Raw genomic sequence first — 24,343 nt, 5'->3', positions numbered from 1 at the left:
CGAAAACGATTCTTTGACGCGAGCATGATGCTCGGGCGCGGCTGACGCTCCGTCAAGGGCAGATTTCGGACATGACCCGCCGGATATCGGTTTTTCCGGGTCTGGCTGAGGTCGTCGGTCGTACGAGCCCCCGGCCGCATGACGTACGGGCGTCCGGGGCGAGTCGGAGGGCTGGGGCCGACTCGGGGGCGTCGTAACCGCGCTACGTCGAGGTGACGGGTCCGGGGTCGGCCTCCGCGCCGCTCTCCCCCCGAGCGGCCGGACTTCCCATCGTCTCGGCCTGCCGCAGAGCGTCCCGGTCCGCCAGGGCCCGCAGGGCGGCGCGGCCGCGGCGCGCCGCGCGCAGCGCATCCCAGGTCAGCATCGTGAGCGCGAGCCAGACGAGCCCGAAGCCGGCCCACCGCTCCGCGGGCATCCTCTCGTGGAACCAGACCAGTCCGAGCAGGAACTGGAGCACCGGGGCGAGGTATTGCAGCAGGCCGATCGTGCTCAGCGGGATACGGATCGCGGCCGCCCCGAAGCACACCAGCGGCACCGCGGTGACCAGGCCGCAGCACGCCAGCAGCAGGGCGTGCGGGACGCCCTCCGCGGCGAAGGTCGAGGTGCCGCGCGAGGAGAGGAACAGCAGGAAGCCCAGCGCGGGCAGGAACTGCACGGCGGTCTCCGCGGCCAGGGACTCCATGCCGCCCAGCCCGATCTTCTTCTTCACCAGGCCGTACGTCGCGAAGGAGAAGGCAAGGACGAGCGCGATCCACGGCAGCCGTCCGTAGCCGGCGGTCAGCACGACGACGGCGACCGCACCGATGCCCACCGCGGCCCATTGGGCCGGTCGCATCCGCTCCTTGAGCAGCACGACGCCGAAGAGGATGGTGACCAGGGGGTTGATGAAGTAGCCGAGCGAGGTCTCGACCACGCGCCCGGAGTTCACGCCCCAGATGTAGAAGCCCCAGTTGACTGAGATGACGGTCGCCGCGACTGCGACCAGCGCGAGCCGCTTGGGTTGGCGCGCCAGTTCGGACAACCACGCCCAGCGCCGCAGCGCGAGCAGGATGAGCCCGACCGCGGCCAGGGACCACACCATGCGGTGCGCCAGGATCTCGACGGCCGAGGCGGGCTTGAGCAGGGGCCAGAACAGCGGCACGAGGCCCCAGAGGCCGTATGCGGCGACACCGCAGAGCAGGCCGGTGCGCTGGTCGTTCTTCGTCGGTGCCGCATCGCTCTCCAGCGGTGGCTGCGGCGTCTGCGGCTTCGGCGTCAAGGGCACTCCCGGGTGCGGCGGGGCAACACCACGAAGGTAGCGCCGCACCGGTGCTCCTGTCATGCCCGTATCGCCATACGGTCATGACAGGCTCGCGGGCGGCATGCGGGCTGCATGCCAGGCCGGTGGCCTCGCGGGCGGGCCGGTTGCGATGTCCCGGGGCGGCCACGCCCGGCCGAGGTCTCCCGGGCGAACGGATGGGGCGGGCGACGGTCTGGGCGCGACGCACGAACGCGGCCCGCCCCCAGTCACTTCGGGTGCGGGCCGCGCGGGGTGCAGTCTGCCGCGGGCGGCGCCGCGGGCCGCCTGAGTCAGGCCGTGACGGTCCAGGTGTCGTTTCCGCGCATCAGCGCGGCCAGGTCACCCTTGCCGCCCTGCTCGACCGCCTGCTCCAACTGGTCCGCCATGAGCGTGTCGTAGACCGGGCGGCGGACACTGCGCAGAACGCCGATGGGCGTGTGGTGCAGGGTGTCCGGGTCGGCGAGCCGGGACAGCGCGAACGCCGTGGTCGGGCTCTCCGCGTGCGCGTCGTGCACCAGAACACCGGCCGCCGACTCGGGCGTCACGTCGATGATGCGGAGGTCGCCGGTCGCCGGGTCGCGGACGACACCCTTGGATCCGAGGCCGTCCTCGGCGGGGTTGCCGAAGCGGATCGGCCGCCCGTGCTCCAGCCGGATCACCGCCTCCTGCGCCTGTTCCTTGTCCTTGAGGACCTCGAAGGCGCCGTCGTTGAAGATGTTGCAGTTCTGGTAGATCTCCACCAGTGCCGTGCCCGGGTGGTCGGCGGCCTGGCGCAGCACCTCTGTCAGGTGCTTGCGGTCCGAGTCGACCGTACGGGCCACAAAGCTCGCCTCGGCGCCGACCGCCAGCGAGACGGGGTTGAAGGGCGCGTCGAGCGAACCCATCGGCGTCGACTTCGTGATCTTCCCGACCTCGGAGGTGGGGCTGTACTGGCCCTTCGTCAGGCCGTAGATCCGGTTGTTGAACAGCAGGATCTTGAGGTTGACGTTGCGCCGCAGGGCGTGGATCAGGTGGTTGCCGCCGATGGAGAGGGCGTCGCCGTCGCCGGTGACCACCCAGACCGACAGGTCGCGGCGCGAGGCGGCGAGCCCGGTAGCGATGGCGGGGGCGCGGCCGTGGATGGAGTGCATCCCGTAGGTGTTCATGTAGTACGGGAAGCGGGAGGAGCAGCCGATGCCGGAGACGAAGACGATGTTCTCCTTGGCCAGGCCGAGTTCGGGCATGAAGCCCTGCACGGCGGCGAGAACCGCGTAGTCACCACAGCCGGGGCACCAGCGCACTTCCTGGTCGGACTTGAAGTCCTTCATGGACTGCTCGGCTTCGGCCTTCGGTACCAGCGAGAGCGCCTCAGTCATCGATGGCCTCCTTAAGGGCCTTGGCGAGCTCTTCGGCCTTGAACGGCAGCCCCCGCACCTGGTTGTACGAGCGGACGTCGACCAGATATCGGGCCCGCAGCAACGTGGCGAGCTGCCCCAGGTTCATCTCGGGCACCACCACTTTCTCGTAACGCCCCAGCACCTCGCCCAGATTCCGCGGGAACGGGTTGAGGTGACGCAGGTGCGCCTGGGCGACCCGCTCGCCGGCGGCGCGGAGGCGGCGCACGCCCGCCGTCACCGGTCCGTACGTCGAACCCCAGCCCAGCACCAGCAGCGGGGCGTCACCGGTCGGGTCGTCCACGGCCACGTCCGGGACCTCGATGCCGTCGACCTTGGCCTGGCGGGTGCGGACCATGAAGTCGTGGTTGGCAGGGTCGTACGAGATGTTGCCCGTGCCGTCCTGCTTCTCGATGCCGCCGATGCGGTGTTCCAGTCCCGGCGTCCCGGGGATCGCCCAGGGGCGGGCGAGACTGTGCGGGTCGCGCTTGTAGGGCCGGAAGACCTCGGCGCCGTCCTCGGTGGTGTGGTTGGGGCCGGTCGCGAACTGCACGCGCAGATCCGGGAGTTCGTCGATGCCCGGGATGCGCCACGGCTCCGAGCCGTTGGCCAGGTAGCCGTCGGAGAGCAGGAAAACCGGGGTGCGGTACGTCAGCGCGATACGGGCCGCCTCCAGCGCCGCGTCGAAGCAGTCCGCCGGGGTCGCCGGGGCCACCACCGGAACCGGTGCCTCGCCGTTGCGCCCGTACATCGCCTGCAGCAGGTCGGCCTGCTCGGTCTTGGTCGGCAGACCCGTGGACGGGCCGCCGCGCTGGATGTCGATGACCAGTAGCGGCAGCTCGAGCGACACCGCGAGCCCGATCGTCTCCGACTTCAGCGCGACCCCGGGCCCCGAGGTCGTCGTCACGCCGAGCGCACCGCCGAAGGCCGCGCCGAGCGCGGCACCGATGCCCGCGATCTCGTCCTCGGCCTGGAAGGTCCGCACGCCGAAGTTCTTGTGCCGGGACAGCTCGTGCAGGATGTCGGAGGCCGGGGTGATCGGGTACGAGCCGAGGAACAGCGGCAGGTCGGCCTGCTGGGAAGCGGCGATCAGTCCGTAGGCCAGCGCCAGATTGCCCGAGATGTTGCGGTACGTACCGGAGGGGAACGCGGAGGCCGCCGGCGCCACCTCGTATGAGACCGCGAAGTCCTCGGTGGTCTCGCCGAAGTTCCAACCCGCCCGGAACGCTGCCACGTTGGCCTCGGCCAGCCGCGGTCTCTTCGCGAACTTCGAGCGTAGGAAGGACTCCGTGCCCTCGGTCGGCCGGTTGTACATCCAGGACAGCAGGCCGAGCGCGAACATGTTCTTGGAGCGCTCGGCCTCCTTCCGAGTCAGCTCGTACTCCTTCAGCGCCTCGACCGTCAGGGTGGTCAGCGGCACCGGGTGGACGTGGTAGCCCTCCAGCGAGCCGTCCTCCAGCGGGCTGGCCGCGAATCCGACCTTGGCCAGCGCGCGCTTGGTGAACTCGTCGGTGTTGACGATGATCTCCGCGCCGCGCGGCAGGTCCGCCAGGTTCGCCTTCAGTGCCGCCGGGTTCATCGCGACCAGCACGTTCGGCGCGTCACCCGGCGTGAGGATGTCGTGGTCCGCGAAGTGCAGCTGGAAGCTGGACACGCCCGGCAGGGTGCCGGCGGGGGCGCGGATCTCGGCGGGGAAGTTCGGCAGCGTGGAGAGGTCGTTCCCGAAGGACGCCGTCTCGGAGGTGAAGCGGTCACCCGTGAGCTGCATGCCGTCGCCCGAGTCACCCGCGAACCGGATGATCACTCGGTCGAGACGTCTGACTTCCTTGGTGCCGGGAGCACGCTGCTCGCCGGTGGCTGCCCCGTCGGCCTCATCGGCCTGGGTGCTGACCTGGCTGGTCACTGAACTGGCCCTCCTTCGAGGCGGCGGCTGGGGTCTCACGCCGTACCGACCGGTGTTCCCTCGGCCACTGTACGGGGGTAAGGGTGGCCTTCCCCCTAGGTGTCACATCGTGGAACCGGGTCCGAGACGCCATTCTGGGCAGGTATGTCGTAATGTGCCCGGCTTGCAGGCCGCCGCCTCGTCCCGGACCCCAGGCTCATTCTTTGGGCCTACGACCCTGCCTCGAGCGAACGGCCAGAAACGGCTTCAGGAGTTGAGATACGTCAGCACGGCCAGCACCCGGCGGTGATCTCCGTCACTCTGCGACAAGCCCAGCTTCATGAAGATGTTGCTGACGTGCTTCTCCACCGCACCGTCGCTCACCACCAGCGCCCTCGCGATCGCCGAGTTCGTCCGGCCCTCGGCCATCAGCCCCAGCACCTCCCGCTCCCGCGGCGTCAGCCCCGCCAGCACGTCCTGCTTGCGGCTGCGCCCCAGGAGCTGGGCGACGACCTCCGGGTCGAGCGCCGTACCGCCCCGGGCCACCCGCACCACCGCGTCCACGAATTCGCGCACCTCGGCCACCCGGTCCTTGAGCAGATAGCCGACGCCCCGGCTGCTCCCGGCGATCAGCTCCGTCGCGTACTGCTCCTCCACGTACTGGGAGAGGACCAGCACTCCCAGACCCGGATGGTCGCGGCGCAGCCGTACGGCCGCACGGACGCCCTCGTCGGTGTGGGTCGGCGGCATCCGTACGTCGGCGACGACCACGTCCGGCAGCTCGCCCCGGCCGTCCATGTCGGCGATCGCCTCGACCAGTGCCTCGGCGTCGCCGACACCGGCGACCACCTCGTGGCCCCGGTCGGTGAGGAGCCGGGTCAGCCCCTCGCGGAGCAGCACCGAGTCCTCGGCGATGACCACTCGCACGGTGTCGCGCACGCTGTTCTGCGCGCCGCTCTGCGCATCCGTCACGCTGCAGTCCCCCGATCGGTTCGCGATGTTCCGGGTGGGTGTCCCAGGTGGGTGCGCGCGCCCGGACTGCCGGTGTCCCGGACGCCGCCCGATCGCGGGCCCCAGTGTCTCAGGATCCGGATTCCGGTCCCAGGCGGCGCGGGGCGGGCGCAGGCTGTTCGCGCCAGGGGAGTTCGGCGGTGACCGTGGTGCCGGCGCCCGGAGGGGAGTCCACGACGAGCAGGCCGTCGACCGCGTCCAGACGTCCGGCGAGTCCCGCGAGACCGGTGCCCCCGCCGCCGTCTCCCGCGCCCCCAGTGGTGAACGCGGTGGCCCCGCCCAGGCCGTTGTCCGTCACCTGGACCATGATCCGGTTCTCCGTCCGCCAGACGTCCACGGAGGCGGCGGCCGCATCACTGTGTTTGCTGATGTTCTGGAGGAGTTCGGAGACGGTGAAGTAGGCGATGCCTTCGATGGCGGGTGCGGGGCGGGTGGGGAGTTCGACTGTGACGGTGACGGGGACGGTGCAGCGTGCGGCGAGTGCGGAGAGGGCGGGGCCGAGTCCGCGGTCGGTGAGGATGGCGGGGTGGATGCCGCGGGCGAGGTCGCGGAGTTCCTGGAGGGCGAGTTTCACCTCTCCGTGGGCTTCGTCGACCATGCGGGCGGCGGTGTCGGGGTCGTCGAGGAGTTTTTCCTTGGCGAGGCCGAGGTCCATGGCGATGGCGACGAGGCGGGCCTGTGCTCCGTCGTGCAGGTCGCGTTCGATACGGCGGAGGTCGGCGGCCGCGGTGTCGACGACGATCCCCCGGTCCGACTCCAGCTCCGTCACCCGTGTGGCCAGCCGGGACGGCCCGAGCAGCCCGGCGAGCATCGTCCGGTCCACATGCGCGAACCCGCGGATCACCCAGGGCGTGGCGAGGACCAGCAACAGGCCGGCGGCGGAGGTGACCGCGACCTCGAAGGGGGAGTCGAGGTAGAAGCGGTCGCGGCCGTCCTCGCTCCCGTACAGCTGCAGGCCCGGCTGATGCCCGTAGTGGGGGAGCGTCCATCGCCAGAGCGGATAGAGGAAGAGCCCCCAGGCGTTCGCCCACAGCACGAGCGAGACGCAGAAGGCGAAGACCGCCCACGGGAAGTGCAGCACGCAGTACAGCAGATGGCGCCAGGACGCACCGTCCTTCAGCACCGCGCCGATCAGCGGCATCGGCCCGCCGCGCTTCGGGCGTACGGGATCGGGCGCCGGAACGTCCAGACGCAGCAGCGCGCGCGCCCTGGCCCGCTCCAGGGTGCCGAAGCGGCGCGCGCCGCCCAGCGCGCCCGCCAGCACCGGCACGCCGAGGAAGGTGATGAGCAGTCCGAGGCCGAGGCTCGTCGCCGTCACCGCATACACGAACATCAAGGTCGCGACCGGCAGGTTGAGCAGCAGGTGGAGGAACTCCCGCCAGGTGCGGCCTTCGACCGGGGCGCGCAGTACCGCGGGCGTCCGGTGCGGGCGGGTCCGCGGTCCGTACCCGTATGCGGTGTGCATCGTGTCGCCATCCGTTCTGTCTGCGCGCGGCCGGACGAGCCGGTCGCGGAGAGGGAGGGAGTGCCGGGGGTCGGGGTGTGCTGGGGGGTTCGGGTGTGCTGGGCGTCGGCGGGCGGAGGGCGAGGCGTGCCGGGGGTTCCGCCGGAGGTTCCGGTGTGCCGGAGCTGCTGGATCAAGATTGCGGGTACGGGGGCGGCCGGAACCATGGAGCCGTTCGGTGTCCTGGGGGTGGGGCTTTCCCCACCCCCGGTCGTCCTGGCGCGCCCGTCACCCCTCCGTACGGTCGCGCCAGGGCAGCTCAGCCGTCACCGCCGTCGGCCCACCCACGGGGGAGTCGAGCACGAACAGCCCGTCCACCGCGCCCAGCCGCTCGGCCAGTCCCGCGAGTCCGCTGCCGCCGTCCAGGCGTGCCCCGCCGCACCCGTCGTCCCGCACCTGGAGAAGCAGGCGCTGCTCGGACCGCCACAGTTCGAGGGACGCGGAACGGGCCTTGCTGTGTTTGCTGATGTTCTGGAGGAGTTCGGAGACGGTGAAGTAGGCGATGCCTTCGATGGCGGGTGCGGGGCGGGTGGGGAGTTCGACTGTGACGGTGACGGGGACGGTGCAGCGTGCGGCGAGTGCGGAGAGGGCGGGGCCGAGTCCGCGGTCGGTGAGGATGGCGGGGTGGATGCCGCGGGCGAGGTCGCGGAGTTCCTGGAGGGCGAGTTTCACCTCTCCGTGGGCTTCGTCGACCATGCGGGCGGCGGTGTCGGGGTCGTCGAGGAGTTTTTCCTTGGCGAGGCCGAGGTCCATGGCGATGGCGACGAGGCGGGCCTGTGCTCCGTCGTGCAGGTCGCGTTCGATACGGCGGAGGTCGGCGGCCGCGGTGTCGACGACGATCCCCCGGTCCGACTCCAGCTCCGCGATGCGCCGCTCCAGCTCGTCCGAGGGGGAGAGCAGACCGCGGACCATCGCGCGGTCGGCGTTCGTCAGCCCCCGCGCGATCCACGGCAGCACCGGCCAGAGCACGAGAAGCGAGACGAGCGCGACCGCGAAGGTCGCCACGCCCCACGGCAGCCGCATGAACGCGTACAACGCCGTGCGCCAGCCGACCGGATCCCGCAGGTGCGTCCACAGCCAGGTGAAGAAGCCGCCCCGTGCGCGCAGGCGCAGCGGCGACGGTTCCTCGACCCGTACGCGCAGCAGCACCCGGGCCCGCGCGCGTTCCCAGCGGCCGAGCAGCCGCGCCCCCGCCATGCCGGCCGCGAGCAGTGGCAGGCCGATCACGGTCACCGAGAGCGCCGTGCCCGTGAGCAGCCACGTCGTCACATAGACGAAGCCCGCGAGCGCCATCGGCAGGTTGGTCAGGAGGTGGGCCACCTCCCGCCACGTCTGCCCGCCGAAGGCGGCGCCCGGGGGTGCCGGCCGGTCGCCGCCGTCCGCGACGGCCGTCGCCGCGAAGGGCGTGGCGCCGCGGGAGGAAGGGGAGCTCTCGGTCATGGAGTCAGCCTGCCGGGAAGCGCCCCGTGGGCGCCATGGGGTGATTAGGTGGGAGACGGGTGGGGACAACCCCACCGCTGTCCGGGGCGGGGACGTGAGACGGCTGCTCACGCGGCCTGTGGCAGGCCCTAGACTTCCCGTCCGTACAGATCGTCGAACAATGCAGAACCCACCGGCAGTCAGGGAGCGAGGGGCGGACGTGACGGACGTGGCGACCGGCTATGCCGCGGGCTACTACGAGAGCTACTCGGTGGTCGGCCTGCTCGCCCTCGTCGGCGTGCTGTTCGTGGCCGTGGCCTTCGGGGCCGGGCGGCTGCTGCGGCCCGCCGTGCCCACGCCGGAGAAGCTGCTGACCTACGAGTGCGGAGTCGATCCCGTCGGCGAGGGCTGGGCGCACACGCAGGTCCGCTACTACGTGTACGCGTTCCTGTATGTGATCTTCGCGGTGGACTCGATCTTCCTGTTCCCGTGGGCCACGATCTTCGCCGCCCCCGGCTACGGCGGAACGACGCTGGTGGAGATGTTCGTCTTCCTCGGCTTCCTCGCCGTGGGTCTGCTCTACGCCTGGAAGAAGGGCGTCCTGGCATGGACGTGACACCCGCCCCCGAGCTGCTCCCGGAGCCGCGCCGGCTCGGTGTGCTCTCCCGTCTCGCCCCGGAGCCGATGAAGGTGGTCCTGAACTGGGGCCGCCGTTACAGCCTGTGGGTCTTCAACTTCGGGCTGGCGTGCTGCGCGATCGAGTTCATCGCCGCGTCGATGGCGCGGCACGACTTCATCCGGCTCGGCGTGATCCCGTTCGCCCCGGGGCCGCGCCAAGCGGACCTCATGATCGTCTCCGGTACGGTCACGGACAAGATGGCCCCGGCCGTCAAGCGGCTGTACGAGCAGATGCCGGAGCCGAAGTACGTTATCTCTTTCGGCGCCTGCTCGAACTGCGGCGGCCCGTACTGGGATTCGTACGCCGTGACCAAGGGCGTCGACCAGATCATCCCCGTCGACGTCTATGTCCCCGGCTGCCCGCCGCGGCCGGAGGCCCTGCTGCAGGGCATCCTCAAGCTGCAGGAGAAGATCGCGCGCGAGTCGCTGGGGGAGCGGTACGGGCGGACCGCGGGTGGGGCTTCGGAGAACGCTGCGGGTTCCGGAGACGCTGCGGGTTCCGGGCACGGTGTGGGATCCGGACACGGTACGGGATCCGGACGCGGTGCGGTCGGCCGTGCCTCGACGGCCGCGCTGCGCAGCGGGCTGGTGCAGCCGCCGGCGCCGCCCGCGGTTCCGGGTCGCCCGGTCGCGGAAGGGCCCAACTCGCCGGAGGGACGGGGCACTCCCGAGAGGCCGGACGCAGCGGAAGGGCTGGACGCAGCGGAAGGGCTGGACGCAGCGGAAGGGCCGGACGCACCGGAAGGGCCGGACGCACCGGAAGGGCCCCACTCGATCGAGTTCAAGGCGCTGCCGCTGATGCCCCGACGACCGGACGCACCGGAACGGCCGGACGCACCGGAAGGGCCGGACGCACCGGAGGGAGACGCCCGGTGAGCGAGCCCACGGCACCGAGGGAGCCGGAGAACGAGCCCACTCCTGGGGCGGAAGAATCCGTGGCAGGGGCGCCCACTGCGGAGGCGTCCGGCGCGGATGGCACTGCCCCGCACACGCCCGTCCCGGAGACGCCCGTCCCGCAGACGCCCGTCCCGGAGATGTCCGCTGCGGAGCCGACCGCCGCGGCCGAGTCGCCGGTGGGCTGGCTGCCGCGCCGCACCGCCGAGCTCTTCGGCGAGGAGGCCACGGCCGAGCAGGCCTATGACCTGCTGACGGTCGATGTCCCGCCCGCCGCCTGGCTGTCCGCGCTGGAGACCGCGCGGGACACCCTCGGCTGCACCTACTTCGACTGGCTCAGCGCGGTCGACGAGCCCGGCGCGGGCTTCCGCGTCTCGGCGCACGTCGTCGCTCTCCCGGCAGGCGCGCCCGGCAGCGGCGACGCCCCGGCCCCGGACGCCGGTTCCGCGCACGCCCGTTCCACCGGACCGCGCCGACTGCTCGTCCGCACGACCGTGTCGCACGAGGCGCCCGTGCTGCCCACCGCGACCGGGGTCTACGCGGGCGCGGCCTGGCACGAGCGCGAGACGCGCGAGATGTTCGGCGTGGACTTCACCGGACACCCCCACCTCGTACCGCTGTTGCTCCCCGACGGCTTCGAAGGACACCCGCTGCGCAAGGACTTCGTCCTGGCGGCGCGGGTGGCGAAGGCATGGCCGGGAGCCAAGGAACCGGGGGAGTCCGAGCACGGAGGGCCGAAGCGGCGGCAGATGCTGCCCCCCGGCGTGCCCGACCCGAACGAATGGGGGCCCCTCAAGGGCCAGTTGCCGCCCGCGCCCGCACGGCCCGCGCGAGGCGCGCGCGCCGCCGGTGGCGAGCGTCCGCCGCGCCGGGCGCGGACCGCGGGCGCGGCGAGCCCGCGGGCAACCGGCGAGGCCACAGGGGCGAACGAGGCGGCCGGGGCGCCTGAGGCGGCTGTGCCGGAGCGGCCCGCTCGGCGTACGCGCAGTGCGAGCCAGGGTTCGGTCAGCCAGCGGAGTCAGCGGGATCAGGGCGCCGCGAAGCCACAACCGGCCGGGGCGCAGGTGCCGATGGGCGAGCCCGACGCGGCGAAGGCCCCGGGCCCAACGGGCACGGAGGCTACGACGCCTACGGCTGATACGTCCGGCGCGACGGGTGTGCCCGGCTCCGCGGGCGAGCAGGCCGCGGAGGCCCCGGAGGCGCCGAAGGCCGTGACGCCGGAGACCGGGAAGCCGCAGGCGCGTGCTTCGGGTGCCCCAGACGGGAGGGGTGCTGCCCCCGCGGCTGAGCGGCCCGTCGCGGGGCGGCGTTCGTCGGATGCCCCATGGCACCACGCCCGCCCGGCGTTCGACGACGACGCCGGGCCGGAGGCGGCCGAGCCGCGGGCAACGGATGGCGCGGCGGTCGACGAAGCCGCCCCGGACGCGGACCGCACGCCCGGCTCCCCGGACGAAGCCTCCGGACCCGCCGACTCGGACGGCGCCGCAGCCGACGCGGAACCCCCGGCCCGCGAGCCCGGCACGCCCCCGGCCCGCGAGCCCGACACCCTCCCCACCCACGAGCCCGACACACCCCCCACCCCCGAGCCCGGCACACCTCAGTCCCGCGAGGACGACGCCGGCACTCCACCCCGGACCGACGACGACGGAGGCGAATCCGCATGAGCGACGTCATCGACGTCTCCTGGCGACTCCTCGCCGTCTTCGTCGCCTTCCTGCTCCTGCCGCTGATCGTGGGGCAGACCGAGCACAAGGTCATGGCCCACATGCAGGGTCGCCTCGGTCCCATGTACGCGGGTGGGTTCCACGGCTGGGCCCAACTCGTCGCGGACGGTGTCAAGTTCGCGCAGAAGGAGGACGTCGTGCCCGCCGGTGCCGACCGGCGGATCTTCCAGCTCGCCCCCGCCGTCGCGCTGCTCCCGTACCTCCTCGTCATCGTCGCCATCCCGATCGGTCCGGGGGAGGGCGCCGTCGGGCAGGTCGTCGACGCGGGCATCTTCTTCGTACTCGCCGTGATGGGCGTCGGCGTGCTGGGCTCGCTGATGGCGGGCTGGGCATCGGCGAACAAGTTCTCCCTGCTCGGTGGTCTGCGCACCGCCGCGCAACTCCTCGCGTACGAGCTGCCGATGCTGCTCACCGCGGGCTCCGTCGCCATGGCCGCAGGGACCGTTTCGCTGGTCGGCATCCTCGACGGCTTCCAGTGGTGGTGGATCCCGTGGCAGCTCGTCGGCGGACTGGTCTTCTTCACCGCGGGCCTGGCCGAGTTGCAGCGCCCGCCGTTCGACATGCCGGTCGCCGACTCCGAGATCATCTTCGGTGCGTACACCGAATACACGGGCCTGCGCTTCGCGCTCTTCCTGCTCGCCGAGTACGCGGGCATCATCGTCCTCTGCGCGCTGACGACCGTCCTGTTCCTCGGTGGCTGGCACGGGCCATCCGGGGCCGACGGACTCGGCTGGCTCTGGACGCTGCTGAAGACCGGGCTCCTCGCCTTCGGTGTCATCTGGCTGAGGGTGAGCTATCCGCGACTGCGCGAGGACCAGTTGCAGAAGCTCGCGTGGACCGTCCTCATCCCGCTCGCGCTGGCGCAGATCGCGCTCACCGGCATCGTCAAGGTGGTGATCTCCTGATGGCCCGCCCGTCACACGACCTCCACTCCGCAGCGACGCCCTCGGGGCGGTCCCGCTCCTTCCCCGGCAGCGGGCTCGCCAAGGGCTTGGCCGTCACCTTGCGGACGATGACGCGGAAGTCGCACACCGCGCAGTACCCGGACGTGCAGCCGCACCTGCCGCCCCGCAGCCGCGGTGTGATCGCGCTCTTCGAGGAGAACTGCACGGTCTGCATGCTCTGTGCGCGCGAGTGCCCGGACTGGTGCATCTACATCGACTCCCACAAGGAGACCGTGCCGGCTTCAACTCCCGGCGGGCGCGAGCGCAGCCGCAACGTCCTCGACCGCTTCGCCATCGACTTTGCACTGTGCATGTACTGCGGTATTTGCATCGAGGTGTGTCCCTTTGACGCGCTGTTCTGGTCGCCGGAGTTCGAGTACGCGGAGGAGGACATCCGCGACCTGACCCACGAGCGGGACCGGCTCCGCGAGTGGATGTGGACGGTGCCCGCCCCGCCCGCGCTCGATGCCGCCGCCGAGGAACCGAAGGAACTGGGCGCGGCCCGCAAGGCCGCCGATAAGCTCGCGGCCGCGGAACAACAGGCGGCACAGCAACAGCCCGCGCAACAACAGCCTGCGCAACAGCCCGCGGAACAGGCCGCCCTGGAGCAGACCGCAGCGGAGCCCGCACGGGAACAGCCCGCACAGGAACAGCCTGTCCGGGAGCAGCAGTCCGCACCGGACGAGGCTCCCGACGCGTCGTCGGGGAACCGGCGGCAGTCGGAGGACCGGCAGCAGAAGGGAGAGTCGTGACGCTCGCAGCCGCAGGACACGGCTTCCTGTCGCCCACCGGCGTGGAGATCGCGTTTCTCCTCGTCGGTCTCGTCACGCTCGGCGCGGCCCTGGTCACCGTGACGACGCGCCAGCTCGTGCACGCCGCGCTCTGGCTGGTCGTCACTCTCGGCGGGCTCGCCGTTGAATACCTGCTCCTCACGGCCGAGTTCATCGCCTGGGTGCAGGTGCTGATCTACGTCGGCTCCGTCGTCGTCCTCCTTCTCTTCGGGCTGATGCTCACCAAGGCCCCCATCGGCCGGTCCCCGGACGCGGATTCGGGCAACCGCTGGGCCGCCCTCGTCGTGGCCGTCGGCGCGGCCAGTGCTCTCGTCTGGGTCGTCCTGGACGCCTTCCGCGCGACGTGGATCGACCTCGACGGTCCCGCCCAGGGTTCGACCAAGATCTCCGGGGAGATCCTCTTCCGGCACTGGGTGCTGCCGTTCGAGGCGCTCTCCGTCCTGCTGCTCGCCGCCCTCGTCGGCGCGATCGTCCTCTCCCGCCGGAACGGCGATGACGGCTCCCGCCGGAACGGCGAGCGTGACGGCGCCGCCGACGGCCGCTCCCCGGCCGCCGCCAACGGTAAGGAGCAGCGCTGAGATGCACCTCGCCTACCCCGCCGTACTCGCCGTCCTCCTCTTCTGCGCCGGCCTCTACGGCGTGCTCGCCCGGCGCAACGCGATCCTGGTCCTGATGTCCGTCGAGCTGATGCTCAACGCCGTCAACCTCAACCTCGTCGCCTTCGACGTCTGGCTGCGCGACGCCCTCCACGCCGGACAGGCCCTCACCCTCTTCACCATCACCATCGCCGCTGCCGAGATCGGCATCGGCCTGGCGATCGTGCTGCTCGTGTACCGCAACCGCGGCAGCTCCGACGTCGACCGGCTCCGCGACCTCGCCGAGCGGCCCGACGGCGGAAGCGGCCCGGGCGGCCCCGACGAGACGACAGCCCAGCAGACCCCGGCCCAGCAGGCGGAGGCCGCCGCGTGACGACCACGACCCTCGCCGTCCTCGTCCCGCTGCTGCCCTTCCTCGGGGCAGCGGCGGGCCTCATGACCGGCCGCCGCGCCCCAGGCTTCGTACGGCCCCTGGCCATCCTGCCGACCCTCACCGCCGCCGTGCTCGCGGTGGTGGTCGCCGTACGGCAGGGCGGCGGCGACACGATCGACGCCGCCACGCGGCTCACCCCCACCGGCTCGGTCCCCATCGATCTCGCGCTGTCCATCGACGGGTTCGCGGCACTGGTGGCCGTGCTCGTCGGGGTCGTCGCCTCGTGCGTGCAGCTCTACTCGACCGGTTATCTGCGCAACGACCCGCGCTACGCCTCGTACGCCGCGCTCGTTTCCCTCTTCACCTCCGCCATGCTGCTCGTCGTCTACTCCGGCGACCTGATGGTGCTGCTGGTCGGCTGGGAGATCATGGGCATCTGCTCGTACTTCCTCGTCGGGCACTACTGGGAGACCGAGGCAGCCCGGTCGGCCTCGATCAAGGCGTTCCTGGTCACCAAGCTCGGTGATGTCCCCTTCCTCTTCGGCCTGTTCGCGCTGGCCGCCGACGCCGGGACCTTCCGGATCAACGGCATCCTCACCGCCGTCGCCTCCGGGGACGGGCTCGACCACCCGACGCTCATCGCTCTGCTGCTGCTCGCCGGTGTTGCGGGCAAGTCCGCGCAGTTCCCGCTGCACACCTGGCTGCCGGACGCGATGGCGGGCCCCACCCCCGTCTCCGCGCTGATCCACGCCGCCACAATGGTCGCGGCGGGCGTGTACTTCGTGGCCCGGCTGCTGCCCGTCTTCGCCGCCTCCGCAGCCGCGCTGGTCGTCATGGCCGTGATGGCCGCCGTCACCATGGTCGGCTCCGCGCTGGCCGCCCTCGCCCAGGACGACATCAAGCGCGTCCTGGCGTATTCGACGATCGGCCAGCTCGGCTACATGACCGGCGCCCTCGCGGTCGGCGACCGCGGCGCGGCCGTCTTCCACCTCCTCTCCCACGGCGCGTTCAAGGCCCTCCTCTTCCTCTGCGCGGGCGTCGTGATCGCCGCCGCCGGCACCAACTCCCTTGCCGCGATGAGCCGGATGGACGGGCTGGCCCGCCGCGTCCCCGACGCGTACTGGACGATGACCGTCGCGCTCCTCGCCCTCGCCGCCATCCCGCCCTTCGCGGGCTTCTTCTCCAAGGAAGCGGTCCTGGGCGCCGCCGAGCACGCGGCCACCGGCCACGCCGAAGCGGTCCCCGGGCCCGCGGGCTGGATCGTCCTCGTCTCCGGACTGCTCACCGCCCTCCTCACCGCCGGCTACGCTGCCCGCCTCTGGCTACTCGCCTTCCGTGGCAAGGGCGCGCCCGCCCCCGACCTCGGCAGGCAGCCGGTCGTCATGAACGTGGTGTTGTGGGCGCTCTTCGTGCCCACCGCCGCGTTCGGCATCACTGTCGGCTTCCTCCCGGGCTGGTTCGACGACCGGTCACTGGACCCGACGCTGACCACCTCCGTTCTCGGCACCGGACTCGCCCTCGTCGGCGCACTGGTGACCTACGCGGCTTGGCGGCACACCACCTCCCTCGCCCGCCGGATCCCGGTCGGTGCGGTCGCGGCGCATCCGCACACCGAGCCCGCCCTCACCGAAATCGAGGCCATCGACACCCACGAGGCCGTCTACGGCGACGTCGCCTCCGCCGAGGACCCCGCCGACCCCGGCCGCCTCCTCCTCGGCCCGCTCCACCGGCCCGCCGCCCACGGCTTCCACCTCGACGCGGTCTACGCCGCGCTGTTCGTCCGCCCCGTGCGCGGCGCCGCTCGGCTCGTCCGCTTCCTCGACCGCGAGGTCGTCGACACCTACGTGCGCGGCGCGGGCGGTTCCGCCCGCCTGCTCGGTGCGGTCGTCCGCCGCACCCAGACCGGCAACGTGCAGACCTATCTTGGCGCGCTGCTCGCCGGCTCCGTCGTCCTGGCTATCGCCGCCGTCCTCGTCGCCGCCGGAGCGTGAGCCATGAGTGGCCTGATCAATGAGACCGCTGAGCAGTACCTTCTCGCGGCCCTCGTCGTCCTACCCCTGATCGGCGCCGCCGCGGCGCTGCTCCCGGCCCCGCCCGGGCTCAGGGGCAGGAACCCCCAACAGGCCGTGCTGCGCCACGGCGTGACCGTCACCGGCGTCGTGCTCGCCCTGGCGATCGCCCTGGCGATCGGCTTCGACCACGACCACCCGTCGAGGATCCAGGCCACGACGGACATCAGCTGGATCCCAGCCCTCGACGTGCGGATCCACCTCGGCATCGACGGCATTTCGCTCCCCCTTCTCGTGCTGACAGCGCTGCTGACCTTCCTCTGCGCGCTCTACAGCTACTTCCGCCCGCCCTTCGCCCCCCAAGACGCCGAACGCACCATCGCCGGCGACCCCGAACGCACCGGCACGGGCGCCGGCGATCGCGAAACGGCTGGCGGGGCGTCCAACGGCGGAGGCTCTGCCAAGGCATTCGTCGCTCTGCTGCTCGTCCTCGAAACGGGCACCCTCGCCACCTTCGCCGTCCTCGATCTGCTGCTGTTCTTCCTGGCCTTCGAGATGGTGCTCATCCCGATGTACTTCCTCATCGCCCGCTGGGGCGGCGAGGGCCGCGAGGCCTCGGCCTGGAAGTTCATCCTCTTCACACTCCTCGGCTCGGTCGTCATGCTGCTGGGCCTCCTCCTCGTCGGTCTCCAGAGCGGCACGTTCGACATGGTGGCACTCGCCACTGACAACGGGTCATCGCTCAGCCACACCACGCAACTGCTCGCCGTCCTCGCCATCGGTACCGGCCTCGCCGTGAAGACCCCGATGTGGCCCCTGCACAGCTGGCTCCCGGACGCTCACACCGCCGCCCCCACCGTCGGCTCCGTCCTCCTCGCCGGCGTGCTGCTGAAGATGGGCACCTACGGCTTCGTGCGGATCGTGCTCCCCATCGCCCCCGAGGGCATCCGCACCTTCGCCCCGTACCTCGCCGCTTTCGCCGCCGTCGGAATCGTCTACGGGTCCCTGGCCTGCCTCGCGCTCGCCCGCACCGGCGCCAAAGGCGATCTGAAGCGCCTCATCGCGTACTCCTCCGTCGGCCACATGGGCTTCGTGCTCCTGGGCATCGCCACCCTGACGCCCACCGGACTCAACGGCGCCCTCTTCGCCAACATCGCCCACGGCCTGATCACTGGCCTCCTTTTCTTCCTCGTCGGAGCGGTCAAGGAGCGCTACGGCTCCACCGACCTCGACACGCTCTCCGGGGCCACGGGCGCCGCGCTCTACGGCAGGGCGCCGCGCCTCGGCGCGCTGCTCGCCTTCGCCGCCGTCGCCTCGCTCGGTCTGCCCGGACTGGCCGGGTTCTGGGGCGAGATGCTGGCGATGTTCGCCGCGTTCAGCCCGGCCGAGGAGCTCAGCCGCCCCGCGTACCTGACCTTCATGGTGCTGGCCGGCCTCGGCACCCTCCTCACCGCCGCGTACCTGCTGGTGGTCGTACGCCGCGTGTGCATGGGCGAGCGCCTGGAGCCCCAGCCCGGGCAAACCGGAGAAGGCGAACCGCAGGCGCGGGAACCGGCGGAGACGGCGACCGCGGCGGAATCCGGCACCGACCCCAGGGCCAGGCCCGGTTCCGCGTCCGCGCCCGCCCTGTCCGACGTCGGCGGCCATGAACTCGCCGCCTGGACCCCGTTGGTGGCCCTCACTCTTCTCGCCGGACTCTGGCCCGCAGTCCTCATCGGCCTCACCGACCCGGCCGTGCAGCAGCTCCTCGCAGGAGGCAAGTGATGACGGTGGCCGTGGAAAGCCTGGTCCAGTCCGTCGACTGGCTCGCGATCGCCCCGCCAACCGTCGCCGCGGTCGCCGGTCTCGTCGTCCTCGTCGCCGACCTCTTCGTACCCGAGCATCGCAAGCCCGTCCTCGGCTGGATCGCGATCGCCGGCCTCGCCCTCGCCGCGCTCTCGCTCCTGCCTCTCCTCGACGGCGACCGCAGCACCTTCTGCCTGACCTCCGACACCGGCGTCTGCAGTTACACCGCCGACCACTTCACCCTGGCGATCCAACTCCTCGTGCTCGCCGGAGCGCTGGTCTCGGCGTTGCTGTCGGTCCACACCGTCACCGAGTCCCGGCTCCCAGCGGGCGAGTACTGGTTCCTGCTGCTGTCCTCGGCCGCGGGCGCGGCGCTGCTGCCCGCATCGCGTGATCTCGCGACCCTCGTCGTCGCCCTGGAGGTGGCCTCGCTACCGGCCTTCGCCCTGGTCGGCCTGCGCCGCGGCGACAGGCTCTCCTCCGAGGCCGCCCTCAAGTTCTTCCTCTCCTCGGTCGCCGCCACGGCCGTCACCCTGCTCGGTGTCAGCTTCGTCTATGCGGCCACCGGCAGCCTGCACCTCACCGAGGTGGCCTCCCGCCTGAACGACGTTCCGGGCCGCTTCGACACTCTGGTCACGGCGGGCGTGGCCATCACGCTCGTCGGTTTCGCCTTCAAGACCGCGGCCGTTCCCTTCCACTTCTGGGTGCCCGACACGTATGTCGGGGCGCCGCTGCCCGTCGCCGCCTACCTCTCCGTCATCGGCAAGGCCGTCGGGTTCACCGGCATCATCCTGATCACGGTCATCGCGTTCCCGTCGTACGCGGACGTGTGGGGCCCGGTCGTCGCCGTCCTGGCCGCCCTCACCATGACCGCGGGCAATGTCGCGGCTCTCCGCCAGCGGCCCGACCGCGCCCACAGCGCCGTACGCCTGCTGGCCTGGTCGTCGGTCTCCCAGGCCGGCTATCTGCTGGTGCCGATCGCTGCGGCCGGTTACGTCGACGACCCCACCCGTGCGATCGGCTCCACCGTCGCCTACGCGCTCATGTACGGCGCCGTGAATCTCGGTGCCTTCGGCGTCGCCGCACTCGTCAGCCGTACCAACCCCGCGGGCCGCATCGACGACTACCGCGGCCTCTACGCCTCCCGCCCGCTCGCCGCGCTCGCCATGGGCTTCTTCCTGCTCAACCTGGCAGGCCTGCCACCGGGCATCATCGGCCTCTTCGCCAAGGTCACCGTCTTCTCGGTCGCCGTGGACGCCGGGCTCGCCTGGCTCGCCGTGGTCATGGCCGTCAACGTCGTCATTGCTCTCTACTACTACCTGCAGTGGACGGCCGTCCTCTTCCGCGGTCCGGAAGGTGCGCCCGCGAAGGTCCGCGTCCCGGCCCCGCTGACCGCCGCCATCGCCCTCGCCGCCCTCCTGGGCATCGCCCTCTCGGGGGCACCTCAGCTCGTGCTGCGCTTCGCCTCGGCGACCCTCCTCTGAGCGCGGCACCTTCCCCCAGCCGCTGCGGACTTCGGCCCTCCCGGTCGGGACGCGCACCCCGCGTCACCCGTACGCCCCGGTCCGCCCGCCGGACAAGGGAACCAGGGGAATGCGCCTCGCGTTGACCAGTGCAGGAGGGTCCACTGGAGAGTGGAAGACACCGCGCAAAGAGGGGTCCCCGCCACAGCACTGGGAGGGCGCACCGTGCACCGCCGGCACAACGGACTGAGGACTGCCCTGCTTCTGGGCGGCCTGTCGGCACTCATCATCGTCATCGGCAGCGTCTTCGGCCGTACGGGCCTGATCGTCGCCGTCGTCGTGGCGCTGGGCATGAACGCGTACGCCTACTGGAACAGCGACAGGCTCGCCCTTCGCGCCATGCGGGCCCGGCCTGTGAGCGAGTTCGAGGCTCCGGCCCTCTACCGCATGGTCCGCGAACTCTCGACCGCCGCACGCCAGCCCATGCCGCGGCTGTACATCTCGCCCACCCGGGCGCCGAATGCTTTCGCCACGGGCCGCAATCCACGCAACGCAGCTGTCTGCTGCACCGACGGCATCCTGCAGATCCTCACCGAGCGCGAGCTGCGTGGCGTCATCGGCCATGAACTCAGCCACGTCTACAACCGCGACATCCTCATCTCCTCGGTCGCGGGAGCGCTGGCCTCCGTGGTGATGTTCCTGGTGAACTTCGCCTGGCTGATCCCCATAGGTCGGGCCGACGACGACGAGGGGCCCGGCATCCTGGGGCTGCTGCTGATCATGATCCTCGGCCCGCTCGCCGCATCCCTGATCCAGCTCGCGATCAGCCGCTCGCGGGAGTACGACGCCGACGCCTCGGGGGCCCGGCTCACCGGCGACCCGCTCGCCCTGGCCTCAGCCCTGCGCAAGCTCGAGGCGGGTACGAAGCAGCTCCCATTGCCGCCCGAGCCGCGCCTGGAGACGACGAGCCATCTGATGATCGCCAACCCGTTCCGGCCGGGCATGGGTATGTCCAAGCTCTTCTCCACGCACCCGCCGATGCCGGAGCGGATCGCCCGCCTCGAGGAGATGGCGGGCTACCGGAGCTGAGGCGCGGCCGTTGCCCTCATGGCAGCGGCCGGACCGGCGCGAGGGTACGGGAACCCTCTCCGTACGGGTCAGGAAACCCGATCCGTACGTGCGAGAGCACCCGATCCGTACGGGTCAGGGGACCCGATCCGTACGTGCGAGAGCACCCGATCCGTACGGGTCAGGGGACCCGATCCGCCACGAACCCGGCTCCTGAAGGACCCGGAACCGGCGCCGTAGGTGGCCCAGCGGCCCGGAGCGCGACGGGTCCGGCCCCGTGGGACGCTGGAGGCATGACGACGATCAATCTCATCCTGAACATCCTCTGGTTGATCTTCTGCGGTATATGGATGGCCATCGCCTACGCCGTAGCGGCTCTCGTCTGCTTCATCCTCATCATCACCATCCCGTTCGGCATCGCGTCGCTCCGCATAGCGGGGTACGTGCTCTGGCCGTTCGGCAGGACCACCGTGGAACGGCGGGACGCGGGAGCGCCGTCCTTCATCGGCAATGTGCTCTGGGTGATCTTCGCGGGATGGTGGCTGGCGCTCGGCCACCTGTTCACCAGCATTCCGCTGTTCCTGTCGATCATCGGGATCCCGTTCGGCTGGGCGAACCTCAAGCTGATACCGATCTCGCTGATGCCCCTGGGCCGCGAGATCATCGAGACGGACCGCGGGGAGTTCGCGAGAACCTGGTAGGGGCCGCTGAGGCCCTGGCGGTCACCGCACAAAACGGCGACGGCGGTACGGCGCCGCCGCCGTACCGCCGTGGGCCGCCCCGGAGTTCCGCGCTGCCGCGAGACCCTCAGGCCCTCCTGCCATCTGCCATCGGCCGCCTGCCGTGCGGCAGGCGCGCTCTCACCTGTAGTTGACGAACTGCAGCGCGAAGTCGAAGTCCTTACCCTTCAGCAGCGCGATGACGGACTGCAGATCGTCCCGGCTCTTCGAGCTGACGCGCAGCTCGTCGCCTTGCACCTGCGCCTTGACGCCCTTCGGGCCCTCGTCGCGGATGATCTTCGCGACCTTCTTCGCGTTCTCCTGCGAGATCCCCTCCTGCAGCGAGGCGAGGATCTTGTACTCCTTGCCAGAGGCCTGCGGCTCGCCCGCGTCCAGGGCCTTCAGCGAGATACCGCGCTTGACCAGCTTGGACTGGAAGACGTCGAGGATCGCCTTGACCCGCTCCTCGGAGTTGGCCCGCATCTCGATCTTCTCGCCGGACCACTCGATGGATGCGCCGACGTTCTTGAAGTCGTACCGCTGGGAGATCTCGCGGCTCGCCTGGTTGAGGGCGTTGTCGACCTCCTGCCGCTCGACCTTCGAGACGATGTCGAAACTGGAGTCGGCCATGTTGAGTTGGCTCCTCGTACCTAGATCCGTCATGTGTACGGAACCGTCCCCGGCCCGCACCGTCAGCCTAGATGATCTATTCCAAGGGGTCAGTGATCGTAGGCGATCAGTGAGCGTAGGACGGTTTGTCCGGTGGCGTCGTTGTGCCAGATCGCGGCGGTCAGCGCGAGGATGCGTTGCATGACGCGGGCTATGACACCTCCGGGTGTGCGCCCTCGGTGCCGTTCGAGGTCAAGCTGTCCCTTGATGGTCTCGTTGATCGATTCGATGACCTGTCGCAGCAGCTTGAACAGGGCTGCGCCAGGCCGTTCCCGTTCACCTTTACGGGCAGGCCGCAGCAACTGGACTCCATGCTCGGACAGTTCGCGTTCGAAACCACGGCCGAAGTAGTTCTTGTCGCCGATGAGAGTCTGTCGGGGGCGCTCTCGCAGAAGCTCGCATTCGGCTGCCAGAAGGTCAAGGAGAGTCTCGCGTTCGTCGGCCTTGGCCCCGGTCAGGGCGAAGGCGATGGGCAGACCTGAAGGGTGCAGACCAGGTGCAGGCGCAGGCCCCAGAAGAAGCGGCTGTGGCTGGCGCAGCCGTATTCGGCCCAACCTGGCGGAGCGTTTGACGGTCTCGCGGGAGCGGCCGCATTCCACCGGGGTGGAGTCCACGACCCATACGTCGTCGCTCCACACCGAGGTGGTGGTGGCCAGGATCCGGTTGACGCTTCGCATCAGACCGGCGGCCTTGCGCAGCCGCTTGTTGTAACCGGGCTGCTGGGGCAGGTAGGGGAAGAGGTGGCGCAGGTGGGCACGGGCATGGCGAAGCCATTTGGCCTCGGAGGTGTAGCCGAGTATGGCCTGCATCGTGGCGAGGGTGACCAGTTCGGCATCGCTCAGGCGGGGCGTAGTGCCGACCGGCGGGCGCCACGGCGCCAGGCCGGGATGCTCCTTCAGCATGTCGTCGGCCGTCGCATAGCTGTCGCGAGGGTGTCCACGTCGTTCGTCACAAAACGATCTTGGACACCCTCGTTCTCGTCTCCGCAGGCACCCCTTGGACCACACCACCAGGAGGAACCAGTGTCATACCCGCAACTGCTCACCCCCGAGGAGAAGCTCGCCGACGCGAAGAAGCTGATGAGCCTCCCGCGTATCGTCGTGATCTGCGGCTCCACCCGCTTCATGACCGAGATGAACGAGGCCGATCTGCGGGAGACCAAAGCCGGAAAGATTGTCGTCAAACCGGGCTGTGACATGAAGTCCCCGCACCAACTTTGGTCCGATCCTGTCGAGGCCGAGGCGCTGAAGGTTCGACTCGACGATCTGCACCGGGCGAAGATCCGGCTCGCTGATGAGGTGCTCGTAGTCGGCGACTACATCGGAGACAGCACCCGAGCCGAAATCGCCTACGCCCGGTCGCTGGGCAAGCCCGTGCGGTTCACGCACCCCGAAGTCGACCCTGACGCCTGACCGCCCACTGCCACCTCGACAACCAGGGCCGGCAGCGCACCGCCTGACCGTCTCGCGGTGGCTTCGGCCGCCGCCCACCCCACACCCTCCGCAGGCATCCCTTGGAATTGATCATCTAGTCACCCTGGCCGTGTTCCAGCGGCGATCAACCGGGTGGCGAAGCACCCCCTGCCATCGGGTATGGTTTACGTCGTTGCCAGGGAGCACCGCGCAAGAAGTGCACGTCCCGGCCACATCCCCGGCGGGTTGCCCGAGCGGCCAAAGGGAGCAGACTGTAAATCTGTCGGCTTACGCCTACGCAGGTTCGAACCCTGCACCCGCCACGCCAAGGGAAGCAGTCCCTGACCAGTGCGTCTGGTCGGGGACTGTTCTCGTTCCGTGCCGACTGGGATGGCCCCTTGGGTCCCCGTGGCTCCCCGCCTCATCGGGCACGCAACGGGCACGGGCCGCCCGGCGGTGCTCGGCTCCGAGGATTCAGCGGCGTCGACGCAGAGTGAATGCGCAAGCAATCATGCCGAGAGCCCAGGCGATCAAGAGCGCGCCCCAAAGCGGCATGGTCACCTCTGGGATGAGAAGGCGGATCTCGGTGCTCGCGCGGTTCTCAAAGATGAAGATCAAGGCGATTGCGGTGATCAGAGCGAACGGAAGCATGCGGCGGACCGCAGGACGGGAGAAGAATGACGTGTGCGGCCGCTCATCGGTACTGGTACGAGACATGAGACGCCTCTCAATCGCGCATCCCCTTCGTCC

General features: G+C 70.6%; 20 protein-coding genes, 1 tRNA gene and 2 pseudogenes. 14 read left to right on the top strand and 9 right to left on the bottom strand.

What is annotated here, in order from left to right:
- Nucleotides 1–202: 202 nt before the first annotated feature.
- From rarD to AB0M26_RS18870, 6 genes are all read right to left on the bottom strand, one after another.
- Entirely contained in the window at nucleotides 203–1,225 is a 1,023-nt protein-coding gene (gene rarD, locus AB0M26_RS18895) for an EamA family transporter RarD (protein WP_365262415.1), read from the bottom strand.
- Between the two features lie 344 nt (nucleotides 1,226–1,569).
- Entirely contained in the window at nucleotides 1,570–2,634 is a 1,065-nt protein-coding gene (locus tag AB0M26_RS18890) for a 2-oxoacid:ferredoxin oxidoreductase subunit beta (protein ID WP_365262213.1), read from the bottom strand.
- Complete coding sequence (locus AB0M26_RS18885) at nucleotides 2,627–4,555, bottom strand: 2-oxoacid:acceptor oxidoreductase subunit alpha (protein ID WP_365262210.1); 1,929 nt, start codon at nucleotides 4,553–4,555, stop codon at nucleotides 2,627–2,629. Before AB0M26_RS18885 ends, AB0M26_RS18890 begins: the two co-directional genes overlap by 8 nt.
- Before the next feature lie 246 nt (nucleotides 4,556–4,801).
- On the bottom strand, nucleotides 4,802–5,461 hold the full coding sequence (locus AB0M26_RS18880) for a response regulator transcription factor (protein WP_365262411.1): 660 nt from the start codon (nucleotides 5,459–5,461) through the stop codon (nucleotides 4,802–4,804).
- Nucleotides 5,462–5,615: 154 nt separating this feature from the next.
- The gene (locus AB0M26_RS18875) at nucleotides 5,616–7,010 is read right to left on the bottom strand and encodes a sensor domain-containing protein (RefSeq protein WP_365262207.1); all 1,395 of its coding nucleotides are present in this window, start codon (nucleotides 7,008–7,010) and stop codon (nucleotides 5,616–5,618) included.
- A gap of 267 nt (nucleotides 7,011–7,277) precedes the next feature.
- A complete protein-coding gene (locus AB0M26_RS18870; protein ID WP_365262204.1) occupies nucleotides 7,278–8,489 on the bottom strand; it encodes a sensor domain-containing protein in 1,212 nt (403 codons plus the stop codon).
- 160 nt (nucleotides 8,490–8,649) lie between these two features.
- On the opposite strand from AB0M26_RS18870, the gene AB0M26_RS18865 reads away from it, so the two are divergent.
- From AB0M26_RS18865 to AB0M26_RS18810, 12 genes and pseudogenes are all read left to right on the top strand, one after another.
- Nucleotides 8,650–9,084, top strand: a complete 435-nt coding sequence (locus tag AB0M26_RS18865) for an NADH-quinone oxidoreductase subunit A (protein WP_365262201.1) — start codon at nucleotides 8,650–8,652, stop codon at nucleotides 9,082–9,084.
- Nucleotides 9,075–9,758: pseudogene (locus AB0M26_RS18860) on the top strand (NADH-quinone oxidoreductase subunit B family protein); the annotation flags it as partial. The gene AB0M26_RS18865 and the pseudogene AB0M26_RS18860, both read left to right, overlap by 10 nt.
- Nucleotides 9,759–10,180: 422 nt before the next feature.
- Nucleotides 10,181–11,704, top strand: coding sequence for an NADH-quinone oxidoreductase subunit C (locus AB0M26_RS18855; protein WP_365262408.1), 1,524 nt, complete (start codon nucleotides 10,181–10,183; stop codon nucleotides 11,702–11,704).
- A complete protein-coding gene (locus AB0M26_RS18850; protein ID WP_365262198.1) occupies nucleotides 11,701–12,669 on the top strand; it encodes a complex I subunit 1 family protein in 969 nt (322 codons plus the stop codon). Before AB0M26_RS18855 ends, AB0M26_RS18850 begins: the two co-directional genes overlap by 4 nt.
- A gap of 107 nt (nucleotides 12,670–12,776) precedes the next feature.
- Nucleotides 12,777–13,460: a 4Fe-4S binding protein gene (locus AB0M26_RS18845; protein WP_365262404.1), complete on the top strand. Its 684-nt coding sequence runs from the start codon at nucleotides 12,777–12,779 to the stop codon at nucleotides 13,458–13,460.
- The gene (locus tag AB0M26_RS18840; RefSeq protein WP_365262195.1) at nucleotides 13,457–14,077 is read left to right on the top strand and encodes an NADH-quinone oxidoreductase subunit J; all 621 of its coding nucleotides are present in this window, start codon (nucleotides 13,457–13,459) and stop codon (nucleotides 14,075–14,077) included. Before AB0M26_RS18845 ends, AB0M26_RS18840 begins: the two co-directional genes overlap by 4 nt.
- 1 nt (nucleotide 14,078) lies before the next feature.
- Nucleotides 14,079–14,468 carry an NADH-quinone oxidoreductase subunit NuoK gene (gene nuoK, locus AB0M26_RS18835; RefSeq protein ID WP_365262192.1) on the top strand — a complete coding sequence of 130 codons (390 nt, stop codon included), beginning with the start codon at nucleotides 14,079–14,081 and terminating at the stop codon, nucleotides 14,466–14,468.
- A complete protein-coding gene (locus AB0M26_RS18830) occupies nucleotides 14,465–16,459 on the top strand; it encodes an NADH-quinone oxidoreductase subunit L (RefSeq protein ID WP_365262189.1) in 1,995 nt (664 codons plus the stop codon). Before nuoK ends, AB0M26_RS18830 begins: the two co-directional genes overlap by 4 nt.
- Nucleotides 16,460–16,462: 3 nt before the next feature.
- Nucleotides 16,463–18,241 carry an NADH-quinone oxidoreductase subunit M gene (locus AB0M26_RS18825; protein ID WP_365262186.1) on the top strand — a complete coding sequence of 593 codons (1,779 nt, stop codon included), beginning with the start codon at nucleotides 16,463–16,465 and terminating at the stop codon, nucleotides 18,239–18,241.
- Nucleotides 18,241–19,746: an NADH-quinone oxidoreductase subunit N gene (locus AB0M26_RS18820; RefSeq protein WP_365262183.1), complete on the top strand. Its 1,506-nt coding sequence runs from the start codon at nucleotides 18,241–18,243 to the stop codon at nucleotides 19,744–19,746. The genes AB0M26_RS18825 and AB0M26_RS18820 overlap by 1 nt, the downstream gene beginning before the upstream one ends.
- A gap of 204 nt (nucleotides 19,747–19,950) precedes the next feature.
- The gene (htpX, locus tag AB0M26_RS18815; protein WP_365262180.1) at nucleotides 19,951–20,814 is read left to right on the top strand and encodes a zinc metalloprotease HtpX; all 864 of its coding nucleotides are present in this window, start codon (nucleotides 19,951–19,953) and stop codon (nucleotides 20,812–20,814) included.
- Between the two features lie 272 nt (nucleotides 20,815–21,086).
- Nucleotides 21,087–21,494, top strand: coding sequence for a YccF domain-containing protein (locus tag AB0M26_RS18810; protein WP_365262177.1), 408 nt, complete (start codon nucleotides 21,087–21,089; stop codon nucleotides 21,492–21,494).
- 159 nt (nucleotides 21,495–21,653) lie between these two features.
- Here the strand turns inward: AB0M26_RS18810 and AB0M26_RS18805 are convergent, their stop codons facing one another.
- Nucleotides 21,654–22,142, bottom strand: coding sequence for a YajQ family cyclic di-GMP-binding protein (locus AB0M26_RS18805; RefSeq protein ID WP_365262175.1), 489 nt, complete (start codon nucleotides 22,140–22,142; stop codon nucleotides 21,654–21,656).
- An 89-nt stretch (nucleotides 22,143–22,231) separates the two neighbouring features.
- A pseudogene (locus AB0M26_RS18800) lies at nucleotides 22,232–23,133 on the bottom strand (IS982 family transposase).
- Nucleotides 23,134–23,203: 70 nt separating this feature from the next.
- Between AB0M26_RS18800 and AB0M26_RS18795 the strand changes: the two are divergent.
- Together AB0M26_RS18795 and AB0M26_RS18790 are read left to right on the top strand one after the other, a co-directional pair.
- Nucleotides 23,204–23,593: a hypothetical protein gene (locus AB0M26_RS18795; RefSeq protein WP_365262172.1), complete on the top strand. Its 390-nt coding sequence runs from the start codon at nucleotides 23,204–23,206 to the stop codon at nucleotides 23,591–23,593.
- A gap of 240 nt (nucleotides 23,594–23,833) precedes the next feature.
- A tRNA-Tyr gene (locus AB0M26_RS18790) sits at nucleotides 23,834–23,916 on the top strand.
- Nucleotides 23,917–24,067: 151 nt separating this feature from the next.
- Here AB0M26_RS18790 and AB0M26_RS18785 read toward each other — a convergent pair.
- Nucleotides 24,068–24,244 carry a hypothetical protein gene (locus AB0M26_RS18785; RefSeq protein WP_365262169.1) on the bottom strand — a complete coding sequence of 59 codons (177 nt, stop codon included), beginning with the start codon at nucleotides 24,242–24,244 and terminating at the stop codon, nucleotides 24,068–24,070.
- Nucleotides 24,245–24,343: the final 99 nt, after the last annotated feature.

It is taken from the genome of Streptomyces sp. NPDC051776 (assembly GCF_040681345.1).
GTDB lineage: Bacteria > Actinomycetota > Actinomycetes > Streptomycetales > Streptomycetaceae > Streptomyces.
This window is presented reverse-complemented; position numbering and strand designations above follow the sequence as displayed.

Coding starts and splice junctions, on each gene's coding strand:
- AB0M26_RS18890 (WP_365262213.1), bottom strand. CDS start 2,634: ATGACTGAGGCGCTCTCGCTGGTACCGAAGGCCGAAGCCGAGCAGTCC.
- AB0M26_RS18875 (WP_365262207.1), bottom strand. CDS start 7,010: ATGCACACCGCATACGGGTACGGACCGCGGACCCGCCCGCACCGGACG.
- AB0M26_RS18870 (WP_365262204.1), bottom strand. CDS start 8,489: ATGACCGAGAGCTCCCCTTCCTCCCGCGGCGCCACGCCCTTCGCGGCG.
- AB0M26_RS18865 (WP_365262201.1), top strand. CDS start 8,650: ATGCAGAACCCACCGGCAGTCAGGGAGCGAGGGGCGGACGTGACGGAC.
- AB0M26_RS18855 (WP_365262408.1), top strand. CDS start 10,181: ATGTCCGCTGCGGAGCCGACCGCCGCGGCCGAGTCGCCGGTGGGCTGG.
- AB0M26_RS18850 (WP_365262198.1), top strand. CDS start 11,701: ATGAGCGACGTCATCGACGTCTCCTGGCGACTCCTCGCCGTCTTCGTC.
- AB0M26_RS18845 (WP_365262404.1), top strand. CDS start 12,777: ATGACGCGGAAGTCGCACACCGCGCAGTACCCGGACGTGCAGCCGCAC.
- nuoK (WP_365262192.1), top strand. CDS start 14,079: ATGCACCTCGCCTACCCCGCCGTACTCGCCGTCCTCCTCTTCTGCGCC.
- AB0M26_RS18825 (WP_365262186.1), top strand. CDS start 16,463: ATGAGTGGCCTGATCAATGAGACCGCTGAGCAGTACCTTCTCGCGGCC.
- AB0M26_RS18820 (WP_365262183.1), top strand. CDS start 18,241: ATGACGGTGGCCGTGGAAAGCCTGGTCCAGTCCGTCGACTGGCTCGCG.
- AB0M26_RS18810 (WP_365262177.1), top strand. CDS start 21,087: ATGACGACGATCAATCTCATCCTGAACATCCTCTGGTTGATCTTCTGC.
- AB0M26_RS18805 (WP_365262175.1), bottom strand. CDS start 22,142: ATGGCCGACTCCAGTTTCGACATCGTCTCGAAGGTCGAGCGGCAGGAG.
- AB0M26_RS18785 (WP_365262169.1), bottom strand. CDS start 24,244: ATGCTTCCGTTCGCTCTGATCACCGCAATCGCCTTGATCTTCATCTTT.